This is a genomic window from Massilia consociata, assembly GCF_042432755.1.
In the GTDB taxonomy this organism is placed as follows: Bacteria; Pseudomonadota; Gammaproteobacteria; order Burkholderiales; family Burkholderiaceae_D; genus Telluria; species Telluria consociata.
Genome location: NZ_JBHLWP010000004.1, coordinates 36070 through 58121, shown reverse-complemented (window position 1 = coordinate 58121; position 22052 = coordinate 36070). Strand labels below are relative to the sequence as shown.

Here is a 22052-nt window from a genome sequence, read left to right as displayed (position 1 = left end):
ACCGGAACCAAAGACCATGCGAGTCCTCCACGTCCTCGACCACTCGATCCCGCTGCACAGCGGCTACACCTTCCGCACCCGCTCGATCCTGCGCGAACAGCGCGCGCTCGGCTGGGAAACCTTCCACATCACCGGTTCCAAGCAGCACTCGGAAGACCAGCTGGAAGAAACCGTCGACGGCTTGCACTTCTACCGCACCCCGGTGTCGAAGAGCGCACTGGCGAAGCTGCCGGTGCTGAACCAGAAGGAAGTCATCGACGGGCTCACGAAGCGCCTGCTTGACATCATCCCGCAGGTCAAACCGGACGTGCTGCACGCCCACTCGCCGAGCCTGAACGCGATCGCCGCGCTGCGCGCCGGCAAGCGCTTCGGCATCCCGGTCGTGTACGAAGTGCGCGCCTTCTGGGAAGACGCCGCCGTGGATCACGGTACCAGCAGCGAGAACGGCCTGCGCTACCGCGCTACCCGCGCGCTCGAGACGTATGCCCTGAAACGCGCGGACGCCGTCACCACCATCTGCGAAGGCCTGCGCAAGGACATCCTGGCGCGCGGCATCCCGGCCGACAAGGTCACGGTGATCCCGAACGCGGTCGACATCGACAAGTTCTCGGTCGGCGGCAGCGCCGACCAGGAGCTCAAGACGAAACTCGGCCTGCAGGGCTCGCGCCTGATCGGCTTCATCGGTTCCTTCTATGCCTACGAGGGCCTGGACATCCTGCTGCGCGCGGTGCCGCAGCTTGCCAAAGAACTGCCCGACCTGCGCGTGCTGCTGGTCGGCGGCGGTCCCCAGGACGCCCAGCTGCGCCAGCTGGCCAAGGACCTGAACATCACCGACAAGGTCGTGTTCACCGGCCGCGTGCCGCACGACCAGGTGCAGAAGTACTACGACCTGCTCGACGTGCTGGTCTACCCGCGCCTGTCGATGCGCCTGACCGACCTGGTGACGCCGCTGAAGCCGCTCGAAGCCATGGCCCAGGGCCGCATCCTGGCCGCATCCGACGTCGGCGGCCACCTCGAGCTGATCGCCGACGGCAAAACCGGCGTGCTGTTCAAGGCCGACGACCCATCCTCGCTGGCCGACAAGGTTGGCGCGCTGCTGCGCGCCCAGGAGCGCTGGCCGGCGCTGCGCGCGGCCGGCCGCGAATACGTCGAGAGCGAACGCAACTGGCCGGTCAGCGTCGCCCGCTACAAGAACATCTACGGCCGCCTCACCGGTCAAACCGCCGGCACCCCTGGCGACCGCACCACCGAATCGCAGGCTGCATGAAGATCCTGACTTTCAGTACGCTGTTCCCGAACACGGAGAAGCCGGGCCACGGCATCTTCGTCGAAACCCGCCTGCGCCACCTGGTCGCGACCGGGCTGGTACAAGCGCGCGTGGTCGCGCCGGTGGCCTGGTTCCCCTCGACCCACCCCCGTTTCGGCAACTATGCGAGGATGGCGCGCGTACCGCGCACCGAGGTGCGCCACGGGCTGCAGGTGGACCACCCGCGTTACCCGGTGCTGCCCAAGATCGGCATGAACGTCGCGCCGCTGCTGCTGGCGCAGGCGGCCAAGCCGGCGATCGCGCGCATCATCGACGAAGGCTATGACTTCGACCTGATCGACGCGCATTATTTTTACCCGGACGGCGTGGCCGCGGCCATGCTGGCGCGCTACTTCAACAAGCCCTTCGTGGTCACCGCACGCGGCTCCGACATCACGCTGCTGCCGCAGTTCACCCTGCCGCGCCGGATGATCAAGTGGGCGGCCAGGCGCGCCGATGCCGTCATCACCGTCTGCAACGCCTTGCGCGACGAAGTGGTGGCGCTGGGCGTGCCCGCGGACCGGGTGACCTCGCTGCGCAACGGCGTCGACCTGCAGCTGTTCCGCCCGGTCGAACGCAGCGCCAACCCGATGTTCACCCTGCTCACCGTCGGCCACCTGGTGCCGGTCAAGGCCCAGGAATTGATCATCGGCGCCCTGCCGCTGCTGCCGGGCGTGCGCCTGGCGGTGGCCGGCGACGGCCCCAACCGCGGCATGCTGGAAGCGCTGGCGCGCACTGCCGGCGTGGCCGACCGGGTGCAGTTCCTGGGCGCCGTGCCGCAGGCCCAGCTGCGCGAGCACTACGGCAGGGCCGACGCGCTGGTATTGGCGTCCTCGCGCGAAGGCTGGGCCAACGTGCTGCTCGAATCGATGGCCTGCGGCACGCCCGTCGTCGCCAGCCGCGTCTACGGCACGCCCGAAGTGGTGGCGGCGCCGGAAGCCGGCGTCCTGATGGCCGAGCGCAGCCCGCAGGGCGTGGCGGACGCCGTCCATGCGCTGCGCGCGAACTATCCGGACCGCGCCGCCACGCGCCGCTACGCCGAAGGCTTCAGCTGGGACGACACCAGCGCCGGCCAGGTGCGCCTGTTCGGCGAGGTGCTGGCACGTGGTGTTGGCATTCCGACAAGAGCTCTGTCATACTGAGCCGTTTACTGGATAAAGAAAATGGAAACACTTGTATGGGCCGTGAACCTGGTGGCGGTTACCTATCTCTGCTTCTGGGCGTCGAAACAGGACGATACGCAAGACGCGGGCAACACGGAAAACGGGAAGCGCGGGGATTGAAGCATGCGTGACCTGTTCATGTTGGCGATGCTGCCCGTCATGCTCTATGCGATGGCAAAGCGGCCGTTCATCGCGCTGGGCATGTGGGTCTGGACTGCCCTGTTCTTCCCAAATGGCTGGGTGTATGGCGCCGCCTCCGGCATCCGTTATAACCTGCTGTTCGCGGGCGTTGCGATCATCGGCTACCTCATCATGAAGAACAAGCCGAAGGTGCACTTCGGCCCGCTCGGCGTAGTGGTGCTGATATTCTTCTTGTGGACCACTGCCAGTACGATCCTTGGGATAGGGAATCCTGTTGTTCAGTGGGAAATCTGGAACCGTTTTGCAAAGATCGTTGTCCTGTTCGTGTTCGTGCTGCTGCTCGTCGAAAAGAAGCTGCACGTCGACTTCATGCTGTGGTGTGTTGTCCTGTCGGTCGGCTTTTACGCCAACCTGGAAGGACTAAAATTCCTTGCGACCGGTGGCGGCCATATGATCGCCGGCATGCACGGACATGTGCTGGGCGACCGCAACGAGCTGGCGATCGCCTTCGTCATGACCTTGCCAATCTGTTTCTATTTGTTGGGTGAATACGGGAAGACATCCCGCATCCTCAAGGCCGGCCTTCTAGGTACCATCTGCTTACTGGTGATCTCGGTCATCGGTACCCAGTCACGCGGTGGTTTTGTTGCGCTGCTGGCACTCGCCGCTTACCTGTTCATGAAAAGCGACCGCAAGTTCTTTGTCGCCACGTTTATTGTCGTGATGGGGGCCGTAATAGCGCAGCTGGCACCGAGTGAATGGCTCGAGCGCATCAACACGATCGAATCAGCAAGTGAAGATGCGTCCTTCATGGGCCGCGTTGTTGCATGGAAGCTCAGCTTCATCATGGCCGTGCGTGATCCGCTCTTCGGCGGCGGCTTCAAATCATTGGAATACTTCCCGGTCTGGCTCGACCTTTCAAGGGATTTCCATTCATATTCTTGGTTTTACACTGGCGATGCGGTACCAAATACCTCTTATGCCCGGGCCGCCCACAGCGTCTATTTCCAGGTACTCGGCGATCATGGTTTCGTCGGATTGGCGCTCTACCTCATCATGCTGCTCGGCGCGTTCCGCAAAGCCGGCCGGGTCGCACGTGAGGCCCGCAAGCGTAGCGCACCCTCCTGGCTGCCGACGCTCGCGACCATGCTACAGCTGAGTATCTTTGCCTTTGCCCTCGGCGGCGCCGCACTGAGCTTCGCCTACTTCGACCTGATCTTCGCGCTGTTCGGGCTGACCATTGTGCTCGAGTCGCGTCTGTTGCCGGCGGTTGCCCCGGATCCGAAACGCGCGGTCGCCGCTTCGCCCGGGATGCCGCGTACCCTGCAACCAGAATTGGCGCTTCGTGATGGCCACTAGAACCGTCACTCGATTTACCGAATGGGTTCTGCGCACGGCTGGCAACAAGCTCGCGCATAGCGTGCGGGGAGACAGCCGGGTCTGCGTCATCAATTACCACCGCATCCTGGCCGAGCACGACCCGCTGCTCGCCTCGGAGCCTGACCTGGCGACTTTCCGCTGGCAGATGGAACTGCTGGCGCGCTGCTTCAACGTGCTGCCCCTGCACGAAGCCGTGGCCGCGGTGGCGGCCGGCACCGTGCCGCCGCGCGCGGTCTGCATCACCTTCGACGACGGCTACCGCTCGGTGCACGACCTGGCGCTGCCGGTGCTGCGCGAGTTCGGCCTGCCGGCGACGGTGTTCGTCACCAGCGGCTACGTTGGCCAGGGCAGCATGTGGAACGACCGCATCATCGAAGCGGTGCAGACGCTGCCTGCGGGCGAACTCGACCTGAGCGCACTGGGCCTCGGCGCCTATCCGCTACACAGCCTGGACGACCGCAAGGCCACCCTCGGGACCTTGACCGAACGCTCGAAATACCTGCCGCCGCAGGCGCGGCGCGACCTGATCGAGCGTCTCGAGGCGCTGGTCGGCGACGGCCTGGCGCAAGGGCTGATGCTCACGCCGGAAATGGTGGTCAACCTCGACCGCAACGGCATCGAGATCGGCGCGCATACGGTCTCGCACCCGATCCTAACCAGTCTGGACGACGACAGCGCCCGGCTCGAAATCGCCGCCGGCAAGGAGCAGCTGGAACACATCCTCGGCAAGCCGGTGCGCCTGTTCGCCTACCCGAATGGCAAGGTCGGCAAGGATTTCGACCAGCGTCACGTCGACATGGTGCGCGAGGCCGGGTTCACGGCCGCGTTCACCACGGCCGTCGGTGCTCTCACACGGGACCAGGACCGCTTCCAGCTGCCACGCAGCCGCCCATGGGACGCGACGCCGTTCCTGTTCGGCCTGCGTCTCCTGTCCTGGATGGCGCAGGGCCGACCGCGCTAACCTCGCATTCGCAAAGACATATCAGCCTGTACGGGCTTCGGAAACAGCGGGCGCTCGGCGCTCAGATGGATGGATAGAAGAAAAATGACCAAACGTGCCCTATTGATTGCCTTTCACTTTCCGCCACAGGCGGCGAGTAGCGGTATTCAACGTACCCTGAGTTTCTCCAAGCATCTTGGCAAGTTCGGCTGGGAACCGATGGTCCTGTCGGCGCACCCGCGTGCCTACAGCCAGCAGAATCCGTCCCAGCTGACGAGCGTGCCGGCCAACCTGGTGGTCCGGCGCGTCTTCGCGCTCGACAGCAAACGCCACATGGGCATCAAGGGCCGCTACCTCGAACTGCTGGCCCTGCCGGACCGGTGGATCTCATGGTGGCTGGGGGCGGTTCCGGCGGGACTGTCGCTGGTCAAGCAATACCAGCCGCAGGTGATCTGGTCGACCTTCCCGATCTCCACTGCGCACCTGATCGGACTGACCCTGCACCGCCTGACCGGCTTGCCATGGGTGGCCGATTTCCGTGATCCGATGCTGCAGCGCTCCTACCCATCTTCGACACTGCAACGCAAGCTTTACGGCTGGATCGAACGCCAGACCATCACACGCTGCAGTATGGCGGTATTCACGACCTACAGCGCCATGGATGCGTACCGCACGCGCTTCCCGCACCTGCCGGCATCCAAGTTCACCGTCATCGAGAACGGATATGACGAGGACGGATTCGACATGAGCGCATTGCCCGTGCCACCGACGCCGCAAGCCGCCACGCGGCGACTGACCCTCCTGCATAGCGGTGTGCTGTACCAGACGGGCCGCGATCCCTCCGCCTTCCTACAGGCGCTGGCTATGATGAAACAGTCGGGCCGCACGGACGCGGCAAGGCTGCGCGTGGTGCTGCGCGCCCCGGGCGAAGGCGCGTACGTCGAAGCCCTGGTGCACAAGTACGGGGTCGCGGATATCGTAGAGGTGGCGCCGCCGATCCCCTATCGCGAAGCATTGCACGAGATGTTGGCGGCTGACGGCCTGATCGTTTTCCAGGGAACGCCGTTCAACACCCAGGTTCCAGCCAAGATTTATGAATACTTCCGTGCCCGCAAGCCGATCTTCGGCCTGGTCGACAGTACCGGAGAAACGGCGCGGGTGATGCGCGATGCCGGTTTTCACCACCAGGCAGCGCCGGAGAACAGTGAAGCGATCGTCTCCGTGCTGGGCCAGTTCATCGACCTGGTCGCTCAGGGCGAGGCCCATATTGCCAGTGACGAGCTGGTGGCGGGATCATCCCGGGAACATCGTGCCAAGCAGCTGGCGACAGTGCTGGAGCAGGCCTGTGGCACGCAACGGGCACCCGCGCCCGCACTGATGCGCTGAGGGCAGCACTGTCGCCCTGACGCGCGGCGGTGCCGGAGCCGCGCCTGCCGCTACATGGCCAGGCGCATTCCTGTTTACTTGTTTTCGGACATGCCGTCCCAAGTGCCCGGTGCCGTCACGCCATCCCCTTTTGTGTGGCCTGGACAGGATTGCCGCCGCTCTCCTGGCCGGCCGGACCCACGACCGCTGCACTGTCCTTGTCAATGAAAGCCTTGCTTTGCCGGTCCAGGCGTACCAGCGACAACAGGGGACGAAACAGCCAGTCGCGCCTGCGGCGCAGGCTGGAAGACCCCAGCGCCAGCAGCAGCAGGATCCTGTTTTTCCAGTTCAGGTACTTGAGGGCGGCCATGACCGTAGCGGGGTCGCCATACGCCGCGTGCTCGCTGGCAGTGTCGCGCGCCCGGCTCTCGGCCGCATCGAGGGGCGGGTGATCCGGCGGCAGGTTGCGCGAGCCGTGGAAGTCGACATACTCCGGGTAGAAACGCTTCAGGCATTCCTTCTGGAAGAACCACTTGTACTTGTCAGCAGGATGGTAGCGCAATGTCGCGCGTGCGAAGTCGAGGTCGTGGTACGGGAACACGATGACATGGCCTGGCGGGTGCATCATCGTGATCCAGGGGCTGATGCAGCGACGCGTACGCGATTGCAGGAATGCGAACTCGGCCTGGTTGAGATTTGACGGGAACTTGGCCAGGAAAACGCGGTAGTGGCGCTGGTAGTCGGCCAGGGTCGGGAATACGCCGGACAATTCCTTGAAAATGGATGGGCGGCTGACTTCCTTGACCAGCAGTTCCCGGTCCTTTTCCGGCGTTTCATGCAGGCCGTCGATTTCGAAACCGGTATTGCCAAGGGTATCGCCACCCAGTCCGTCAATCACGACCGACGGTGGGCGCTTGGCCAGCCAGCGCATGAAGGGAACCCCCCAGCCGTGCATGAAGGTCTCGCTACCGATCAGGCTCTGGCGCCACTGCGCGTCGGCGGCCAGGCCCGCTGCCGGCGTCGCATGTACCAGCTCGCATTCCACGCCAAAAGCGGCCGCGATCTTCGGCGCGAAGTACGAATCGATGTCGTAGTCCTTGCCCTTCTTGCGATGAAAGCTCTGGCAGGTGACGGCCTTGAACGGCACCTTCTTTTGCAGCAGGGTGGCAAAGAAGCGACGCGAATCGTAGCCGCTTGAGAACGGCAACGTAAAGGACTCCGCATCCAGCGCCAGACAGCGATCCATGGCACGCCGGTAGGCGGCCTCGACGATAGCAAAGGCCTCGTCGTCGATCGCTTCCAGGCCCGGCGGCAGGTCTTCGAACCGGAACCAGCGTTCGCTGCGTGCGCCGTCGCGGCGCACGGTCATCTGCGTGCCCGGCTCGAAGCGGGCAATCCCCTCGTAGCAGCTGCGGTCGTCGAGTGGAAGGCCGCTTTGCATGAGCGACAGCCAGGTGTTCAGGTCGGCCTTGTCGCCGGCAAACCGGATCAGGCCCGGGTGCGAAGCGAACAGCCAGCCGTTGCCGCACTGGCGGTAGAACAGTGGCGCTACGCCAAAAGCATCGCTGCGTACGACTGCGTGCTGGCGCTCCCGGTCGAAGCCGAGATAGGCAAAGGCCCCGTTGGTGAGCGCCTCTGGCGTTGCGAGACGGCCAAGGCGCTCGGCCGACGAATACGAATGCACCCCGATCTCGCTCTCGTATCCGCGGAACAGGACGCGCGTCCCGCCGATATCGTGCAGCAGCGATTTGCCGTTGCCCGGCACGCGCGAACTCACCGCCCAGAAATCTTCTGCGATCTCGACCGCCAGCGTGGAAGGAACCGCTTGCGCGAATCGGGGCGGGCTGTCCGGAAACACGCAGGCGAGGAAGAACTCCACATCCGCGTAAGTGCGGGAAATCAGGTCAAGATCAACGTTCATTTTGCCTCGCTTGGAATAGCCGCGCTCTGCGGCTTGTTGCGCTTCAGTTTGTTCAGGAAAAACAGTTCCGCGCCCTCGGGGCGGCCGGCGGCGAGCCACAGGAGCATGACCACGGTGCAGTAAACGATGGCCCCCGTCAGCACTTTCGCGAGCAGCAGCAGCCATGTCTGCACATGCGCGAGACTGTCCAGTGTGTCCAGTGCCGAAAGCGCCGCCACGATTGCGATGCAGCCGAGCGCCGGGCGCACTACGCCCTTGAGCATGAGCACGAGCGAAATGCCGGGCACATGCTTCATCAGGAGGTAATAGGACACGCCGAAGGTCAGCACGATCGCGCTGAAGCGAATCTGGGCGACGAGTTCCGGCGCCAAGCCATCGCGCATCAGCAGCAGGCCCGCGCCGAACAGGAGAATCTGGATCCAGCTAGTCAGCGCGAGCAGGCGGATCTGGCCGACCACGGTGAGCACATAGTTGGCGCTGCTGCTGATCGATTGAATAATATTCGACAGTGCCAGAATCTGGATGAAGGGCACAATGAAGATCCATTTCTCCCCGAGCGCCACCGGCACGAACTCGCGCGCCGTCATGGCAAAACCGACGCAGGCGGGGAAGGTGATGAGAACTTGCACGCCTTGGGCAGCGATCAGCAGCCGGGTCAGCTCACGCATGTTGTCTCGGGCGCGGGCAAAGGCTGGGAACAGCACCCGGTTGATCGGCGCCAGCAGGTCGGTGCCGGGAATGTCCGAGATCTCGTTGGCCAGGGTGTAGCCACCGGTCACGCTGGTGCGCGCGATGCCGCCGACCACGATCAGATGCAGGTTGCGATCGAGGTATTGGCTGACATTCTTCACCAGCACCCACTGCGAGATCGAAAATATCTCCTTGAACTCCTGCAGGCAAAAGGACGGCCGCATCGGGTGCACCCAATAGCTGCGAACAGTGCTCGCCAGGCGGCCGCACAGGGCGCCAAGGATCATGCCCCAGTAATTCTCCAGCACCAATGTCAGGATGATCGTGACGCAAAAGCCGAACAGTCGCTTGAACAGCACGAACTTCGCATCGGCAATGAAGTTAAGTTCCTTCTGGAAGGTAATGATGCCGACGTTCTCGAAGGCTAAAATTAGGATCGACAAGGCCATCAGTTGCACTGCACTGGTCACGCGCAGGTCGTCGTAATAATCAGCGGCGAAAGGTGCGGCGATGACCAGAAGCGTGGCCACGCAGGACGCCTGGATGATACGCAAGGTCCAGGCGGTATCATAATACGCCTGGCTCGGGGACTTGCGCTGGATGATGGCGACGTTGATGCCCAGGTCGAAGATAATGTCGACGAATGCCACGACCACCGAAGCCATCGCCACGATACCGAAGTCGTCGGGCACCAGGATGCGTGCGAGGATCAGGGTGCTGACGATACCGATGCAACGGTCGACCCAGCGCATCAGGATGGTCACGATAGCACCGTTGCTGATGCTATTGCTAAATTTTCTTGGCATTTGTGGCTACGACCTTTACATCAAAACAGCAAGCGGAACGCCAGCGCCTGACTGGAGCCGTGGGCGTCCGAGTGCGCGGTATATCTTTGACATCCGTCAACTATACCCTTTTGACAAAAGGAAATACCACACGCTAGGCAGGGTAGAAGAAATGACAATTTATGTCAATAAAAGCAACATCTCCATCCTGCTTTCCGTTGCCATTTAAGCACCTTAAACGAGCACTTCCTGCGCACCCGGGTGGCTCAGGAAGCCGCCCGGACTCGCACTCAGGCCGTAGGCGCCGGACTGGAACACGACCACCAGGTCGCCCACCTCGGCACGCGGCAATTCCATCCTGTCGGCCAGCAGGTCGAGCGGCGTGCACAGCGGTCCCACCACCGACACCGCTTCCGTGTCGAGCGCCGACATCCGGTTGCCGATCGCGACCGGATAGTTCTTCCGGATCACCTGGCCGAAGTTGCCGGACGCGGCCAGGTGGTGGTGCAGGCCGCCGTCGGTGACCAGGAACACCTGGCCGCGCGAGACTTTGCGGTCCACCACGCGCGCCACATACACCCCGGCCTCGCCCACCAGGTAACGCCCGAGCTCGATCGACAGCTGCGCCTGCGGCGCTGCCGCCTTCACGCGCGGCAGCGCCTGCTCTAGTGCGGCGCCGATCGGCGCCAGGTCCAGGCGTGCCTCGCCCGGGAAGTAGGGAATCCCGAAGCCGCCGCCGATGTTCAGGGTGCGCACCGGGCCGGGCGCCGCCTCGGCCAGGCGCAGGGCCAGTGCGATGGTCTGGGCCTGCGCCTCGACGATCGCCTCGGCCTTCAGGCTCTGGGAGCCGCTGAAGATGTGGAAACCCAGCACGTCGAGCCCGAGGCCGGCGGCCAGCGCCAGCATGCGCGGCGCTTCCTCGGCATCGATCCCGAACTGCTTGGCGCCGCCGCCCATGCGCATGCCCGAGCCCTTCAGCTCGAAATCCGGATTGATCCGCAAGACGAGCTGCGGGGCGATCCCGAGTTCCTCGCCGATGCGCGCCAGCGACCGGATCTCGCGCTCGGATTCGGCGTGGATGGCCACTCCGGCGGCGACCGCCTGGCGCAGTTCCGCATCCGACTTTCCCGGACCCGCAAAGCTGATGCAATCCGGCGCCATGCCGGTATCGAGTGCGACCTTCAATTCCCCGCCGGAGGCGACATCGAGGCCGTCCACCAGGCCGGCCAGGTGCTGCACCAGCGCCGGCATCGGGTTGGCCTTGATCGAATAATGCAGTTCCACCGCGGCCGGCAGGTGCGCACGCACGTGCCGCACGCGCTCGGCAACCAGCCTGCGGTCGTAGGCATAGAATGGCGTGCGGCCGACCCGCTCCGCCAGCCTCGTAAGCGGGATGCCGCCGACGTGCAGGCAGTCGTCGACGACAGGAAACAGGGTCTGGGCCGCGTGGACAGGTTTGGCGCCGCTCATGGGGTGGGAGTACTCTCGAACAGGTTGATAAAGGACTGCTGCAGCAGCTTGCGGTCGAACTTGCCGTTCGGGTTGCGCGGGAGCGGTTCGCTGCGCAGTGCCACGTGGGCCGGGACCATGTAGGCCGGCAGCCGCTTCTGGCACTCCTTGAGCAGCGCCGCCGGCGCCAATGCGGCGTCGCGCGCGACCGCCAGCAGCACGATCGCCTGGCCCAGCACCGGATGAGCGACGCCGAAGGCGGCCGCCTCCAGCACCAGCCCGGTCGCGTGGACCACTTCCTCGACTTCGGTCGGGCTGACGCGGTAACCGGATACCTTGATCATGTCGTCGCTGCGCCCGACGAAGTACAGGAACCCCTCCTCGTCCATGCGCACCGTATCGCCCGACCACACCGCCATCTCGGTCAGCGGCAATGCTGGATCCCGGCCCGGCGCCGGGCGGAAACGCTCGGCGGTCTTGGCCGCATCGTTCCAGTAGCCGAGCGACACCAGCGCCCCGCGGTGCACCAGCTCGCCCGGCTCGTTGGGCGCGCACGGGCTGCCGTCGGGACGCACCACCATCACCTGCGCGTTCGGGATCGCCCGGCCCATCGAATCCGGGCGGCGGTCCAGTTCGGACGGCGGCAGGTAGGTGGAACGGAAAGCCTCGGTCAGGCCGTACATCAGGAACAGCCGGGCCGACGGCAGGGCGGCGCGCAGCATGGCCACGGTGGCGGTCGGCATCGCGCCGCCGGAATTGGTCAGGTAGCGCAGGGGGGTGTCCTGCGGCCAGGACAGGGCGGCGAGCTGGATCCACAGCGGCGGCACCGCCGCCAGGCCGGTGATGCGCTCTTCCTGCACCGCCTGCACGATATCCTTGGCGAACAAGTGGTTGATCAGGACGGCGGTGGCGCCAACCAGGAAAGCGGTCGTCAGCTGGCTCAGGCCGTAGTCGAAACTGAGCGGCAGCACCGCCAGGATCCGGTCCTCCGGCGTGTTGTGCAGGTAGCCGGCGACGCTCTGCGCGCCTGCCACCATGTTCCGGTGCGACAACACCACCCCCTTCGGTTTGCCGGTGCTGCCGGACGTGTACAAGATGGCGGCCATGTCGGTGTCGATCGCACGCCACGCCGCCAGGCTTGCCTCGGCGGGCGGCTGCTGCGCCGCGTCCCATGCCTGCACCTGGACATGCGCCACCGTCGGCTCCTTGGCGTCACCCGTGACGAGCACGGTACGCAGGTCGGCACAGCCGGCCAGTACCGGCGCCAGCTGGACCAGGCGCTCGGGCGAGGTGACCAGCACGCGCACATTGCAGTCGGCCAGGATGTAGCCGACCTGCTCGGCCTTGAGCAGCGGATTGACCGGCACGAACACGGCGCCGGCGGCGGCCGCGCCGAACATCGCCGCCACGTTCTCGATGCGTTTTTCAAGGTAGATGGCGACGCGTTCGCCGCGTCCGATGCCGGCGCCCAGCAGCGCGCCCGCGGCCTGCTCCACGGCCGTGGCGAGGGCCGCGTAATCGAGGCGGCGGGCACCGTACACGAGTGCCTCGGCGGCCGGCGTACGGCGCGCGGAATCGAAGATGAAATCGTGGATCAGGTCAGGCATAGGAAGCGATGGGTTGGCTCGCGCGGACGGTCCGGCTGTGCAGGGCGCAATCTTAACAGTTTGCGCGCCGGGCTTGCTGGCGCATCGGTGTCTAAAACTATGTCGCGTGGTAAATTTTTCTACACTCCGGCTATACTGAATCATGCTTTCGACCAATACGCCGACGCGTCCGCACATTCCCATCGCCCCGATCCTGTCGGGCGCCTCGTTCCGGCGTGCCGCAGCGGTGCGCCTGCGTTCGGTGCTCGACGCCGGCGAGGCGCGGCTGGTCACCAGCGGCCGTGTCGCGATCGCGCTGGCGCTGCGCGAAATGGGCGTCGGCCCGGGCGACAAGGTGCTGGTGCCTGCCTGGCACAGTCCGTCGATGGTGCCGCCGGTGCTGTGGCGCGGCGCGACGCCGGTGTTCTACAAGGTGGGCCCGGATGCCGCGGTCGACCTGGCCGACATCGCGGCAAAGGCCGACGGCGCCAGGGCACTGATGGTCACCCATTACTTCGGCTTTCACCAGGACCTCGCGCCGCTGCGCGCCCTGTGCGACGCGCACGGCCTCAAGCTGCTGGAAGATTGCGCGCACTGCTTCATCGGCGAGTACCGGGGCCTCCCGGTAGGTTCGTTCGGCGACTTCGCGATCGCCAGCAGCATGAAATTCTTCCCCATCTACGAAGGCGGCGCGCTAGTGTCGTCGCGCCACCGCCTCGACGATGTAGGGCTGCGCTCGGCCGGCCCGGGTTTCGAAGCCAAGATCGCCCTGAATTCGCTGGAAAAAGGTTTTGCTTACGGCCGCCTGCGGCCGGTGCAGGCTGCGCTGTGGTTCCCGCTGCGGATCAAGAGCGCGCTATGGGGCCTGCTCAAGTCGCGCCGCGCGCCCGGCGCTGCGGCGCTTGCGCCCGACTCGTCGGACAGCAGCTTCGATTTCGATCCGCGCTGGATCGACAAGCGCTCCTCGTTCTTTGCGCGGGCGATGCTGCGGCTGGTCTCGCCGGGGCGTGTCGCCGCGCTGCGCCGCGCCCACTACCTGCAGCTCGACTGCGGCCTGCGCGGCATGCCCGGCGTACGGCCGCTGTTTCCGGCCTTGCCGGACGGCGTCTGCCCATGGGTGTTTCCACTGGTTGCCAGCGATCCCGAGCAGGTGTTCGCGCGCCTGCAGGCGGCCGGTGTGCCGGTCGTGCGCTTCGGGAACCCGCTGTGGGACGGTGTCGACGCATCGGTATGCGCCAACAGCGCACACCTGGCGCGCAGCGTGCTGTCCCTGCCCTGCCACCAGGAACTGCGCCAGCAAGAGCTGGACTGGATGATCGACACGGTGCGAAAGGCGCTCACGGCATGAAGTGGCGGACGGTACCGGCCGCGCGCTTCGCGGAGCATGCCCAAACATGGCAGACGCTGCACGCCGCTACCGGTGCGTCGGCGCTGCTGTCGCCGGATTTCGTCGCGCCGCTGCTGGCCGAATTCGGCACCGGCGCCGAGCTCCTGGCGTACTGCGAGCATGCCGGCGCCGTGGCGGCAATGGCCATCGTCGTGCCATCCGGACGCGGATCCTGGGCCAGTTTCCAGCCGTCCCAGGCGCCGCTCGGCCTGTGGCTGCAGCGCCCGGAACTGCCGCTCGAAGCGTTGCTGGCCGGACTGGTACGCGCCCTGCCCGGTTTCCCGCTGGTGTTCGGCCTGACCCAGATGGACCCGGCCCTCATGCCGCGCCCGGCCGACAGTCCGTCGCTGCGCACGCTCGACTACATCGACACCGCCAGGGTCACGATCCACGGCAGCTTCGAGGCCTACTGGACTGCGCGCGGCAAGAACCTGCGCAGCAACCTGAAAAAGCAGCGCGCGCGGCTGGACAAGGAGGGCGTGCCGCTGCGCCTGCAGCTCAGCCGCGACGCCGGCGACATGGCGCAGGCCGTGGCCGACTACGGGCGGCTGGAGGGCTCGGGCTGGAAGGCCGGCTGCGGCACCGCCGTCGATGCGTCGAACGCGCAGGGCCGCTATTACCGCCGCATGCTGGAGAATTTCTGCGCCCGCGGCGCTGGCTGCGTGTACCGCTACTTCTTCGGCGAGCAACTGGTGGCGATGGACCTGTGCATCGAGGACGGCGACAGCATCATCGTGCTGAAAACGAGTTATGACGAAAGCGTGCCGGCCAACCTGTCGCCCACCCTGCTCATGCGCGAGGCAGCCTGCCGCCAGCTGTTCGACGAAGGGAAATACACGCGCCTGGAATTCTACGGCCGCGTGATGGAATGGCACCTGCGCTGGACGGACGAGGTTCGCACTATGTACCATGTGAACTATTACCGATGGCCCGGGCTGCGGCGCCTGCACACGATGCTCGCATCGCGCCCCCCTGCCCGCGCGGCCACGCAGTAACCTCTCACGGAGCATCACCATGTATCTCAATGAAGTCAAGAATGTCCTGGTCGACGTGCTGAACCTGGGCGAAGCCGGCCAGGCGCTGGAGGCGGATTCGCCGCTGCTGGGCAGCCTGCCGGAGCTCGATTCGATGGCCGTCGTCACCCTGATCGGCGCGCTGGAGGAGCACTTCGGCATCGTCATCGACGACGACGACATCAGCGCCAGCACCTTCGCCACGCTTGGCAGCCTGGCCGCGTTCGTCGAGCAGAAGACCGCCTGACCGATGGCGATGGCGCTGCCGGGGCACGCGCCCGCTGAAACTTTTTTTCTGCAGACCGCCCTGGATGCGCGTTATTGCCTGTTCCACGCACCGGCGGCCCCCTGCCGCGGCGCGCTGGTCTATGTCCATCCGTTTGCGGAAGAAATGAACCGCTCGCGCCGCATGGCCGCGCTGGGCGCACGTGCGCTCGCGGCCGAGGGCGTGGGTGTGCTGCAGCTCGACCTGCACGGCTGCGGCGACAGCAGCGGTGAGTTTGCCGAGGCGCGCTGGGATACCTGGAAACAGGATGTGCACGCGGCCTGCGGCTGGCTGCGCGCGCGCCTCGGCTGCGAGCCTGGTGTATGGGGCCTGCGCCTGGGGGCGCTGCTGGCGCTCGACTATGCGGCGAGCGCGCCGCAAGCGCCCGAACGCCTGCTGCTGTGGCAGCCTGTCACCGCCGGGTCCGCCTTCCTGACCCAATTCCTGCGCTTGAAGATTGCAAACGACATGCTGCGCGGGGACCGGCAGGACGACCAGCCGGGCGGCACCGAGGCCTTGCGGGCGACGCTGCGCGCCGGCAGCGCGCTCGACATCGCGGGTTACCAGCTCTCCCCGCCGCTGGCGGCCGCCATCGATGCCCTGGATGGGAGCAGGCTCGCGCCCGCCTGCCCGGTACACTGGTTCGAGCTCGCCGCCGCACCGGACCGCCCGCTGCCGCCGGCCGCGGCCAAGCTCGCGGCCGGATGGCGCGACCGGGGCGTGGACGTGCGGGCGGAAACCGTCGCAGGCCCGCAGTTCTGGAACACGCAGGAAATCACCGAAGCGCCCGCCCTGCTGGCCGCGACGGCGGCGCTGTATCGAACGGCCCTCCATGCAGTTTGAAGAACGCGCCCTTGCCTTTCCCTGCCACGACGCGTGGCTGTACGGGATCCTGAGCCTGCCGCAGCCGCCGCAGCCGCGCGGCGTACTGGTCGTCGTCGGCGGTCCACAGTACCGGGCCGGCAGCCACCGCCAGTTCACGCTGCTGGCGCGCAGCCTGGCCGCCGCCGGCACGCCCGTGATGCGCTTCGACTATCGCGGCATGGGCGACAGCGACGGGGAGGTGCGCGACTTCGAGGCGGTTGCCGATGATGTGCGCGCCGCGATCGACCGCTTTTTCGCCGAGGTACCCGGGCTGCGCGAAGTGGCGTTGTGGGGGCTGTGCGACGGCGCCTCGGCAGCCGTGCTGCATGCGCATGCCGATCCGCGCGTGACCGGCCTGGCGCTGCTGAACCCCTGGGTGCGCACCGAGGAAGGCGCGGCCAAGGCGACCATCAAGCACTATTACCGCGACCGCCTGTTCGATGCCGGCCTGTGGAAGAAGATCGCACGCGGCCAGTTCGACCTGGTGGCCGCAGCAAAATCCTTCGCCGACAACGCACGCAAGGCGTTCGCCCGGCGCGCTGCGCCGGCGCCGGGGCAATCCGGCGCGGCCGGGCTGCCGGACCGGGTTCGCGCCGGGCTGGAACGGTTCGAAGGCAAGGTGCTGCTGATGCTGAGCGAAGCCGACCTGACCGCCCAGGAATTCTCGGACATCGCGGCTGGACCCGGCTGGCGGCGCCTGCTGTCCGCGCCGCGCTTCACCCGGTACAGCCTGCCAAAGGCCGACCATACCTGCTCGCGCCGGGAGTGGCATGAGCAGATGGTCGCATGGACGCTCAGCTGGATCCGGTCCTGGTAGCCGGGGTGTTCGCGTATGCGGCCGGTCGCGGCTGCGGGGCCAGGCAGGCGGCAAAGTCCTCGAAAGCGCCATAGACGGGGGTCGCGGGGCGGCGGGCGCCGCAAGCATCCAGCGGGGCATCCTGGGTACCCTGGATTGTCCGACGCGGCGGCTCGCCATCCCAGCGCAGGTCCAGCCTGGCCGGCGATACGAACAGGGAACGCTGCGGGTGCAGGCCGACATACAGCGCCGCAATCGAGGTCGTCAGGTTGTCTCCCATCCGCAACTGCCCGCCATTGCGGCTGCGCACCGGCCCATCGACCAGGTTGCCGTCGACCTGTGCGCTGCTTTCGGGGAAGCGCACGTCCACGCCGGCGGTATCGAGCAAGGTGTTGTCGACGATCCTGCTGCCGGCGCTGCTGTTGACGTAGATGCCGACGTCGGAGCAGGCCGCCACCAGGTTGGCGCGCATGACGCCCTGGTCGTGCTCGGTGATGCATTTGCCGTCGCGGCAATACGGCTTGCCGGTCCCGCCGCCGCCGAAGGACAGGCCGACGCGCTGGCCGGGATGCCCCTGCAGCTTCTGCTCACACAGCACCACATTGCGTTCGAACAGCGTGCGCGCACCCGCTCCCTTGGCAAACGCGCCATAACTGACACGGTCGCCAACGACCTTGACGAAGTCGGTAATGAGATTGCCGCGGATGATCCAGTCGCTTGCCGCCACCAGGTCGACCGGCGTGACCGCCGCAGTTGTCTTGCGGACCGCCGAGTTGGTGAGGGTATTGCCCTCGATCAGCCCATGGTCGGGAAAACCGTTGCGGTTGCCATTGATCTTGAAGTGGGCATTGAAGTCCGTGATCGTATTGTTACGGGCAACGAAATGTTCCCCCTTGCCGACCACGTGGAAGGCATGATCGCAGTATCCCTGCTGGGCGCAGGCGCCACGGATCACCAGGTTCTCGAAGGTCCAGTGCGGCGTCGAGACGACAAACCCTTCGCGCGCCTCGATGTCGAAGACGACCTCGCCCGGCCGCTCGGCCCGCACGGTGATCGGGACCTTTGCCACGCCCGCCCGGGTGCTGGTGAGCGGACTGCGGACCCGGTACACGCCCGGCGCCAGCGTAATGATGTCTCCCGAGACGGCCGACGCCATCGCGCTGCGCAGCTCGTCCAGCGACCCCACCCTGCGCACGTTGCCGGCTGCCGGGTCTCCGGCGGGCTCGGGCTGAGCGCCGGCGGCCAGCGCCGGCAGCGCGTACTGCCGCACTTCGCCGCGGTCGAGGCCGCGCAAGGTCGCACCCAGCCACTGGCCGGTGCCGGTGATGACCGGATGATGCCCCGAGCTGCGTTTTTCGATGTAGGGCGCCAGGGCGCGCGGCGTGACCCCCTGCGCCTGCAGGTAGAACACGCCGCCGGCAGCGGCGGCAAGACCCAGCAAGGCCAGCAGCGCGCCATAGCGCAGCAGGCGTGCCTTCATGCGCCGGCTTTGATTCCGTGGCGCGACATCAGGTCATACAGGGTCGGGCGGCTCACGCCCAGCACCTCGGACGCCTTGACGATGTTGCCGTCGACCCGCGCCAGCGCCTTGACGATGGCCTTGTACTCGGCTTCGTCGCGCACCTGGCGCAGGTTGATCGGTTCTTCCTGGGCGCCCTCCCCCGGCAGCCCGAGGTCGTCGGCGACGATGGTGTTCCCGTCGGCCATGATCACCGCGCGTTTGATCGTGTTCTCCATCTCGCGCACGTTGCCCGGCCAGCCGTAGGCCTCGATGGCGGCGATCGCGTCCGGCGCGAAATGCAGGGACGAGCGGCCTTCCGCCGCGCAGAACTTGTTCTTGAAGTGGTGTGCCAGCAGTGCCGCGTCGCCTTCGCGCTGGCGCAGCGGCGGGATGGTGACCACGATTTCGGACAGGCGGTAATACAAATCTTCGCGGAAGCGCCCTTGCGCGCACAGCTCCTTGAGCTTCTGGTGCGTCGCGCAGACGATGCGCACATCCACCGGGATCTCTTCGTGGCCGCCGATGCGCTCGATCACGCGCTCCTGCAGGAAGCGCAGCAGCTTGGCCTGGAGCGCCATCGGCAGGTCGCCGACCTCGTCGAGGAAGAAGGTGCCGCCGTGCGCCAGTTCGACCTTGCCCTTGGTCTGCTTGGCTGCGCCGGTGAAGGCGCCTTTTTCGTAGCCGAACAGCTCGCTCTCGAGCAGGTTTTCCGGAATCGCCGCGCAGTTGATCGCCATGAAGCGCTCCTTGGCGCGCGGCGAAAGCTGGTGCAGCGCGCGCGCCAGCACTTCCTTGCCGGTGCCCGATTCGCCCAGCAGCATGACGGAAGCCGAGGTCGGCGCCACTTTCTCGATGTTGCGGCAGAGCTTGGACATGCCGGGGTCGCGCGAGATCACGCCCGACAGCGGCGAATCGGCCTGCGACTGCTGCATGCGGCGGTTTTCCATCTGCAGGTTGTGCAGGAAGAAAGCGCGCTGGATCACGAGGTTGAGCACTTCCGGGTCGCACGGCTTCTGGTGGAAGTCGTAGGCGCCCATGGCGATTGCCTTCACGGCATTGGCATGGTCCTGGTTGCCGGTCAAGACGATCACACGCGTGTCCGGCGCCAGCGCCAGGATCTGCTGCAGCGTGGCCAGGCCTTCGGTCGAGCCGTCCGGATCGGGCGGCAGCCCGAGGTCCATGGTGCACACGGCCGGCTCGTGGCGGCGGATCTGGGCCAGCGCGGCCTCGCGGTCGCCGGCGACGACGACGTCGTAGCCGTCCAGGCTCCAGCGCAGCTGCTTCTGCACGCCGGGATCGTCTTCGATGATCAGGAGTTTCGGTTTGGTCTGGGTCACGTTGTTCCTCGCTTCAGGCGGCACGCCGGGCGCGCTGGGCGCCCTCGTCCGCCGGCATGTCCTGTTGGTGGAGCGGCAGCAGGATACGGAAGGTGGTGCCCACGCCGGGCGTACTGCTCACCTCCAGGCTGCCGCCCAGTTCGTTGATGTATTCGCGGCTTTCGAACACGCCGATGCCCATGCCGGCCGACTTGGTCGAGTCGAAGGGCTTGAACAGGCGCTCGCGGATGAATGCTTCGCTCATGCCTTCGCCGGTGTCGGCGATCTCGATGAGGGCACGCTTGTCTTCGCGCGCCAGGCGGATCGCGACGCGGCCGGTGCGCGGTGTCGCTTCGATCGCGTTCTGGATCAGGTGCCCGACCACGCGCTCGAGGCGCTCGCGGTCGGCCAGCACGCGCAGCTGCGGATCCTCGACCTGCAGTTGCGGGCGCGGCTCGAAGGCGGCCTTGAGCGCCACCGCCTGGCCCACCACCTGGTCCACCGCCAATGCCAGTGGCTGTTCCTGGTTCTCGGTGCGGCTGAGCTTTTGCAGCATGATCTTCATCTTCTGCACCGAATAATCCACCGTCTCGAGCATATCTGCCTGGAACTCGGGATTGTCCTTGTGCTTGGCGGCGTTGGCGTTCATCAGGGAAAGCTGCAGCACCAGGTTCTTCAGGTCATGCACCACGAAAGTGGACATGCGGTTGAACGACTCGAACTGGCGCGCCACCATCAGGCCGTTGGCAGCCTCCTGCTGCGCCAGCTGGCTGGCGGCCTGGCTGCCCGCGATCTCGAGCACGTCGATGACTTCCCAGTTCAGCTTGACCGCGCTGCGCGGGTTCTGCAGCACGACGAAACCGAACAGGCGCCCGTGCAGGATCAGGGGCACCACCAGCCAGGCGCGCGGGAAATCGGCCAGCCAGGCAGGCAGTTCGAGGGCCTCGTACTTGTCGGGGCTGTGCGCGAATTCGTGCAGGTCGACCACCCACTGGCTGGCCTCGAGGAACTGGCAGAACGCCGAGTCGGCCGGTTCGGAGGCGGCCAGGGCCGGCGCCTGCCAGTGCGCCACCGGTTCGTAGCGTCCGGATTCGCGGCGCTGCCACAGGGCGCCGCCGGGGCTCTCGACCAGTGCGGCGACGGCTTCGATGGCGCGCTCGCCCAAGTCCGGTCCCGGCTTGGACAGGGTGCGCGTAAAGCGCATCCATTCCTCGCGGTAGTCGTAGTTGTAGCGATAAAAATGCTTGCTGATGAAGACCTTCAGGTGCGCCCGGAAGCTGCCCGAGAACAGCACGCCGGCCAGTAGGATCAGGGCGGCGAACAGGAAGGTCACCTGCATCACGGTGCCCCAGTTGCCGCCGAAGTAGCGCAGGTAGTAGCCGGCCGAGCCCATCGCCAGCAGGTAGAGCGCGGAGCCGAACAGGGTGGCCGAATGGAACATGGCGCGGCGCGACACCGCCAGCGGCGAGGACCACAGCTTGCTGCGCCCGAGCGAGACCGCGATCAGGGGCACGGTGAGGGCGTTGATCACCCCGCGCGCGGCCCAGATGTCCTGGTCGACGTCGCGGAACAGCATCGCATGGCTGTAAAGATAAAAGTCGTAGGCGAACATCGCGCCGATGCCGAGGCAGGCGAACTTCACGGCCCAGCGCTCGTGCAGCGTGCGGCGGCGGTACACATGCTCGACCAGCAGCATGCCGGACACGGCGATGGCCACGCGCGCGGCCAGCGGCAAGGTGCCGGTCTCGCCCACCAGCGCCAGGTCCCACCAGCCTGCCAGGGCAGCGCCGAGGCAGGCCAGGTAGCCCAGCGCGCCCAGCGCGAGCGCCGGCTGCACCCGGAACGGCAGGCGGCTGCTCGGATCGGCGTAGTGCCCGCGCAGCACGAGCAGGAACACCGACCAGCCGGCATTGCGCAGCAGTTCGGCGCAGTCGGTCAGCGGCGACCACATCGCACCGCTGGCTGCTTCCCAGGCCAGGGCCGCACCCCACAGCACGCTCGACAGGCAGGCCAGGCCCAGCGCGACATCGTGCTTGCGGCGCTGGCGCACGGCGATCGGCGCGCCGAGCACGAAGAAGCAGACGGCCACCAGGGCGTAGCTGTAGGCCGCGATGCTGGTCAGGGAGACTGCATCCATGGTGAGGAAAGATGGCGGCAAAGCGCGGGAAAGAGGTAGGAGAAACA

The 22052-nt window shown here is 66.2% G+C and carries 17 protein-coding genes; 10 read left to right on the top strand and 7 right to left on the bottom strand.

Going from position 1 to position 22052, the window contains the following annotated elements:
* Nucleotides 1-16 precede the first annotated feature (16 nt).
* From ACFFJK_RS03410 to ACFFJK_RS03390, 5 genes are all read left to right on the top strand, one after another.
* The gene (locus tag ACFFJK_RS03410; protein ID WP_379677702.1) at nucleotides 17-1267 is read left to right on the top strand and encodes a TIGR04063 family PEP-CTERM/XrtA system glycosyltransferase; all 1251 of its coding nucleotides are present in this window, start codon (nucleotides 17-19) and stop codon (nucleotides 1265-1267) included.
* The gene (locus ACFFJK_RS03405; protein WP_379677701.1) at nucleotides 1264-2448 is read left to right on the top strand and encodes a glycosyltransferase family 4 protein; all 1185 of its coding nucleotides are present in this window, start codon (nucleotides 1264-1266) and stop codon (nucleotides 2446-2448) included. The genes ACFFJK_RS03410 and ACFFJK_RS03405 overlap by 4 nt, the downstream gene beginning before the upstream one ends.
* Before the next feature lie 144 nt (nucleotides 2449-2592).
* Nucleotides 2593-3969, top strand: coding sequence for a putative O-glycosylation ligase, exosortase A system-associated (locus ACFFJK_RS03400; RefSeq protein WP_379677700.1), 1377 nt, complete (start codon nucleotides 2593-2595; stop codon nucleotides 3967-3969).
* A gap of 61 nt (nucleotides 3970-4030) precedes the next feature.
* Nucleotides 4031-4951 (top strand): polysaccharide deacetylase family protein, encoded by a 921-nt coding sequence (locus ACFFJK_RS03395; RefSeq protein WP_379677699.1) that lies wholly within the window; start codon nucleotides 4031-4033, stop codon nucleotides 4949-4951.
* Between the two features lie 84 nt (nucleotides 4952-5035).
* On the top strand, nucleotides 5036-6316 hold the full coding sequence (locus ACFFJK_RS03390) for a glycosyltransferase (protein WP_379677698.1): 1281 nt from the start codon (nucleotides 5036-5038) through the stop codon (nucleotides 6314-6316).
* A gap of 115 nt (nucleotides 6317-6431) precedes the next feature.
* Here ACFFJK_RS03390 and ACFFJK_RS03385 read toward each other — a convergent pair whose 3' ends face one another.
* From ACFFJK_RS03385 to ACFFJK_RS03370, 4 genes are all read right to left on the bottom strand, one after another.
* Nucleotides 6432-8315 (bottom strand): asparagine synthetase B family protein, encoded by a 1884-nt coding sequence (locus ACFFJK_RS03385; protein WP_379677697.1) that lies wholly within the window; start codon nucleotides 8313-8315, stop codon nucleotides 6432-6434.
* A complete protein-coding gene (locus tag ACFFJK_RS03380; protein WP_379677696.1) occupies nucleotides 8213-9670 on the bottom strand; it encodes a lipopolysaccharide biosynthesis protein in 1458 nt (485 codons plus the stop codon). The genes ACFFJK_RS03385 and ACFFJK_RS03380 overlap by 103 nt, the downstream gene beginning before the upstream one ends.
* Before the next feature lie 255 nt (nucleotides 9671-9925).
* Nucleotides 9926-11161, bottom strand: a complete 1236-nt coding sequence (locus ACFFJK_RS03375) for a pyridoxal-dependent decarboxylase, exosortase A system-associated (RefSeq protein ID WP_379677695.1) — start codon at nucleotides 11159-11161, stop codon at nucleotides 9926-9928.
* Nucleotides 11158-12747 (bottom strand): acyl-CoA ligase (AMP-forming), exosortase A system-associated, encoded by a 1590-nt coding sequence (locus ACFFJK_RS03370; protein WP_379677694.1) that lies wholly within the window; start codon nucleotides 12745-12747, stop codon nucleotides 11158-11160. The genes ACFFJK_RS03375 and ACFFJK_RS03370 overlap by 4 nt, the downstream gene beginning before the upstream one ends.
* 142 nt (nucleotides 12748-12889) lie before the next feature.
* On the opposite strand from ACFFJK_RS03370, the gene ACFFJK_RS03365 reads away from it, so the two are divergent.
* The 5 genes from ACFFJK_RS03365 to ACFFJK_RS03345 are packed head-to-tail and all read left to right on the top strand — an operon-like array spanning nucleotide 12890 to nucleotide 17072.
* Nucleotides 12890-14074 carry a DegT/DnrJ/EryC1/StrS family aminotransferase gene (locus ACFFJK_RS03365; protein ID WP_379677693.1) on the top strand — a complete coding sequence of 395 codons (1185 nt, stop codon included), beginning with the start codon at nucleotides 12890-12892 and terminating at the stop codon, nucleotides 14072-14074.
* Nucleotides 14071-15108 carry a GNAT family N-acetyltransferase gene (locus tag ACFFJK_RS03360; protein ID WP_379677692.1) on the top strand — a complete coding sequence of 346 codons (1038 nt, stop codon included), beginning with the start codon at nucleotides 14071-14073 and terminating at the stop codon, nucleotides 15106-15108. The genes ACFFJK_RS03365 and ACFFJK_RS03360 overlap by 4 nt, the downstream gene beginning before the upstream one ends.
* Before the next feature lie 19 nt (nucleotides 15109-15127).
* A complete protein-coding gene (locus ACFFJK_RS03355; RefSeq protein WP_379677691.1) occupies nucleotides 15128-15373 on the top strand; it encodes an acyl carrier protein in 246 nt (81 codons plus the stop codon).
* A 3-nt stretch (nucleotides 15374-15376) separates the two neighbouring features.
* Entirely contained in the window at nucleotides 15377-16234 is an 858-nt protein-coding gene (locus ACFFJK_RS03350; protein ID WP_379677690.1) for a hydrolase 2, exosortase A system-associated, read from the top strand.
* The gene (locus tag ACFFJK_RS03345) at nucleotides 16224-17072 is read left to right on the top strand and encodes a hydrolase 1, exosortase A system-associated (RefSeq protein ID WP_379677689.1); all 849 of its coding nucleotides are present in this window, start codon (nucleotides 16224-16226) and stop codon (nucleotides 17070-17072) included. The genes ACFFJK_RS03350 and ACFFJK_RS03345 overlap by 11 nt, the downstream gene beginning before the upstream one ends.
* Here the strand turns inward: ACFFJK_RS03345 and ACFFJK_RS03340 are convergent.
* From ACFFJK_RS03340 to prsK, 3 genes are read right to left on the bottom strand one after another with little or no spacing between them, the layout of a single operon-like run.
* Nucleotides 17050-18531, bottom strand: a complete 1482-nt coding sequence (locus ACFFJK_RS03340; protein WP_379677688.1) for a right-handed parallel beta-helix repeat-containing protein — start codon at nucleotides 18529-18531, stop codon at nucleotides 17050-17052. The two genes, ACFFJK_RS03345 and ACFFJK_RS03340, sit on opposite strands and share 23 nt — an antisense overlap.
* Complete coding sequence (gene prsR / locus ACFFJK_RS03335) at nucleotides 18528-19889, bottom strand: PEP-CTERM-box response regulator transcription factor (RefSeq protein WP_379677687.1); 1362 nt, start codon at nucleotides 19887-19889, stop codon at nucleotides 18528-18530. Before prsR ends, ACFFJK_RS03340 begins: the two co-directional genes overlap by 4 nt.
* A gap of 13 nt (nucleotides 19890-19902) precedes the next feature.
* Entirely contained in the window at nucleotides 19903-22005 is a 2103-nt protein-coding gene (gene prsK, locus ACFFJK_RS03330; RefSeq protein WP_379677686.1) for an XrtA/PEP-CTERM system histidine kinase PrsK, read from the bottom strand.
* Nucleotides 22006-22052 lie beyond the last annotated feature (47 nt).

Bases quoted from the DNA above. Each gene is read 5' to 3' on its own strand.
- ACFFJK_RS03410 (WP_379677702.1), top strand. From the start codon at position 17: ATGCGAGTCCTCCACGTCCTCGACCACTCGATCCCGCTGCACAGCGGC.
- ACFFJK_RS03405 (WP_379677701.1), top strand. From the start codon at position 1,264: ATGAAGATCCTGACTTTCAGTACGCTGTTCCCGAACACGGAGAAGCCG.
- ACFFJK_RS03400 (WP_379677700.1), top strand. From the start codon at position 2,593: ATGCGTGACCTGTTCATGTTGGCGATGCTGCCCGTCATGCTCTATGCG.
- ACFFJK_RS03390 (WP_379677698.1), top strand. From the start codon at position 5,036: ATGACCAAACGTGCCCTATTGATTGCCTTTCACTTTCCGCCACAGGCG.
- ACFFJK_RS03375 (WP_379677695.1), bottom strand. From the start codon at position 11,161: ATGAGCGGCGCCAAACCTGTCCACGCGGCCCAGACCCTGTTTCCTGTC.
- ACFFJK_RS03370 (WP_379677694.1), bottom strand. From the start codon at position 12,747: ATGCCTGACCTGATCCACGATTTCATCTTCGATTCCGCGCGCCGTACG.
- ACFFJK_RS03365 (WP_379677693.1), top strand. From the start codon at position 12,890: ATGCTTTCGACCAATACGCCGACGCGTCCGCACATTCCCATCGCCCCG.
- ACFFJK_RS03360 (WP_379677692.1), top strand. From the start codon at position 14,071: ATGAAGTGGCGGACGGTACCGGCCGCGCGCTTCGCGGAGCATGCCCAA.
- ACFFJK_RS03355 (WP_379677691.1), top strand. From the start codon at position 15,128: ATGTATCTCAATGAAGTCAAGAATGTCCTGGTCGACGTGCTGAACCTG.
- ACFFJK_RS03350 (WP_379677690.1), top strand. From the start codon at position 15,377: ATGGCGATGGCGCTGCCGGGGCACGCGCCCGCTGAAACTTTTTTTCTG.
- ACFFJK_RS03345 (WP_379677689.1), top strand. From the start codon at position 16,224: ATGCAGTTTGAAGAACGCGCCCTTGCCTTTCCCTGCCACGACGCGTGG.
- ACFFJK_RS03340 (WP_379677688.1), bottom strand. From the start codon at position 18,531: ATGAAGGCACGCCTGCTGCGCTATGGCGCGCTGCTGGCCTTGCTGGGT.
- prsK (WP_379677686.1), bottom strand. From the start codon at position 22,005: ATGGATGCAGTCTCCCTGACCAGCATCGCGGCCTACAGCTACGCCCTG.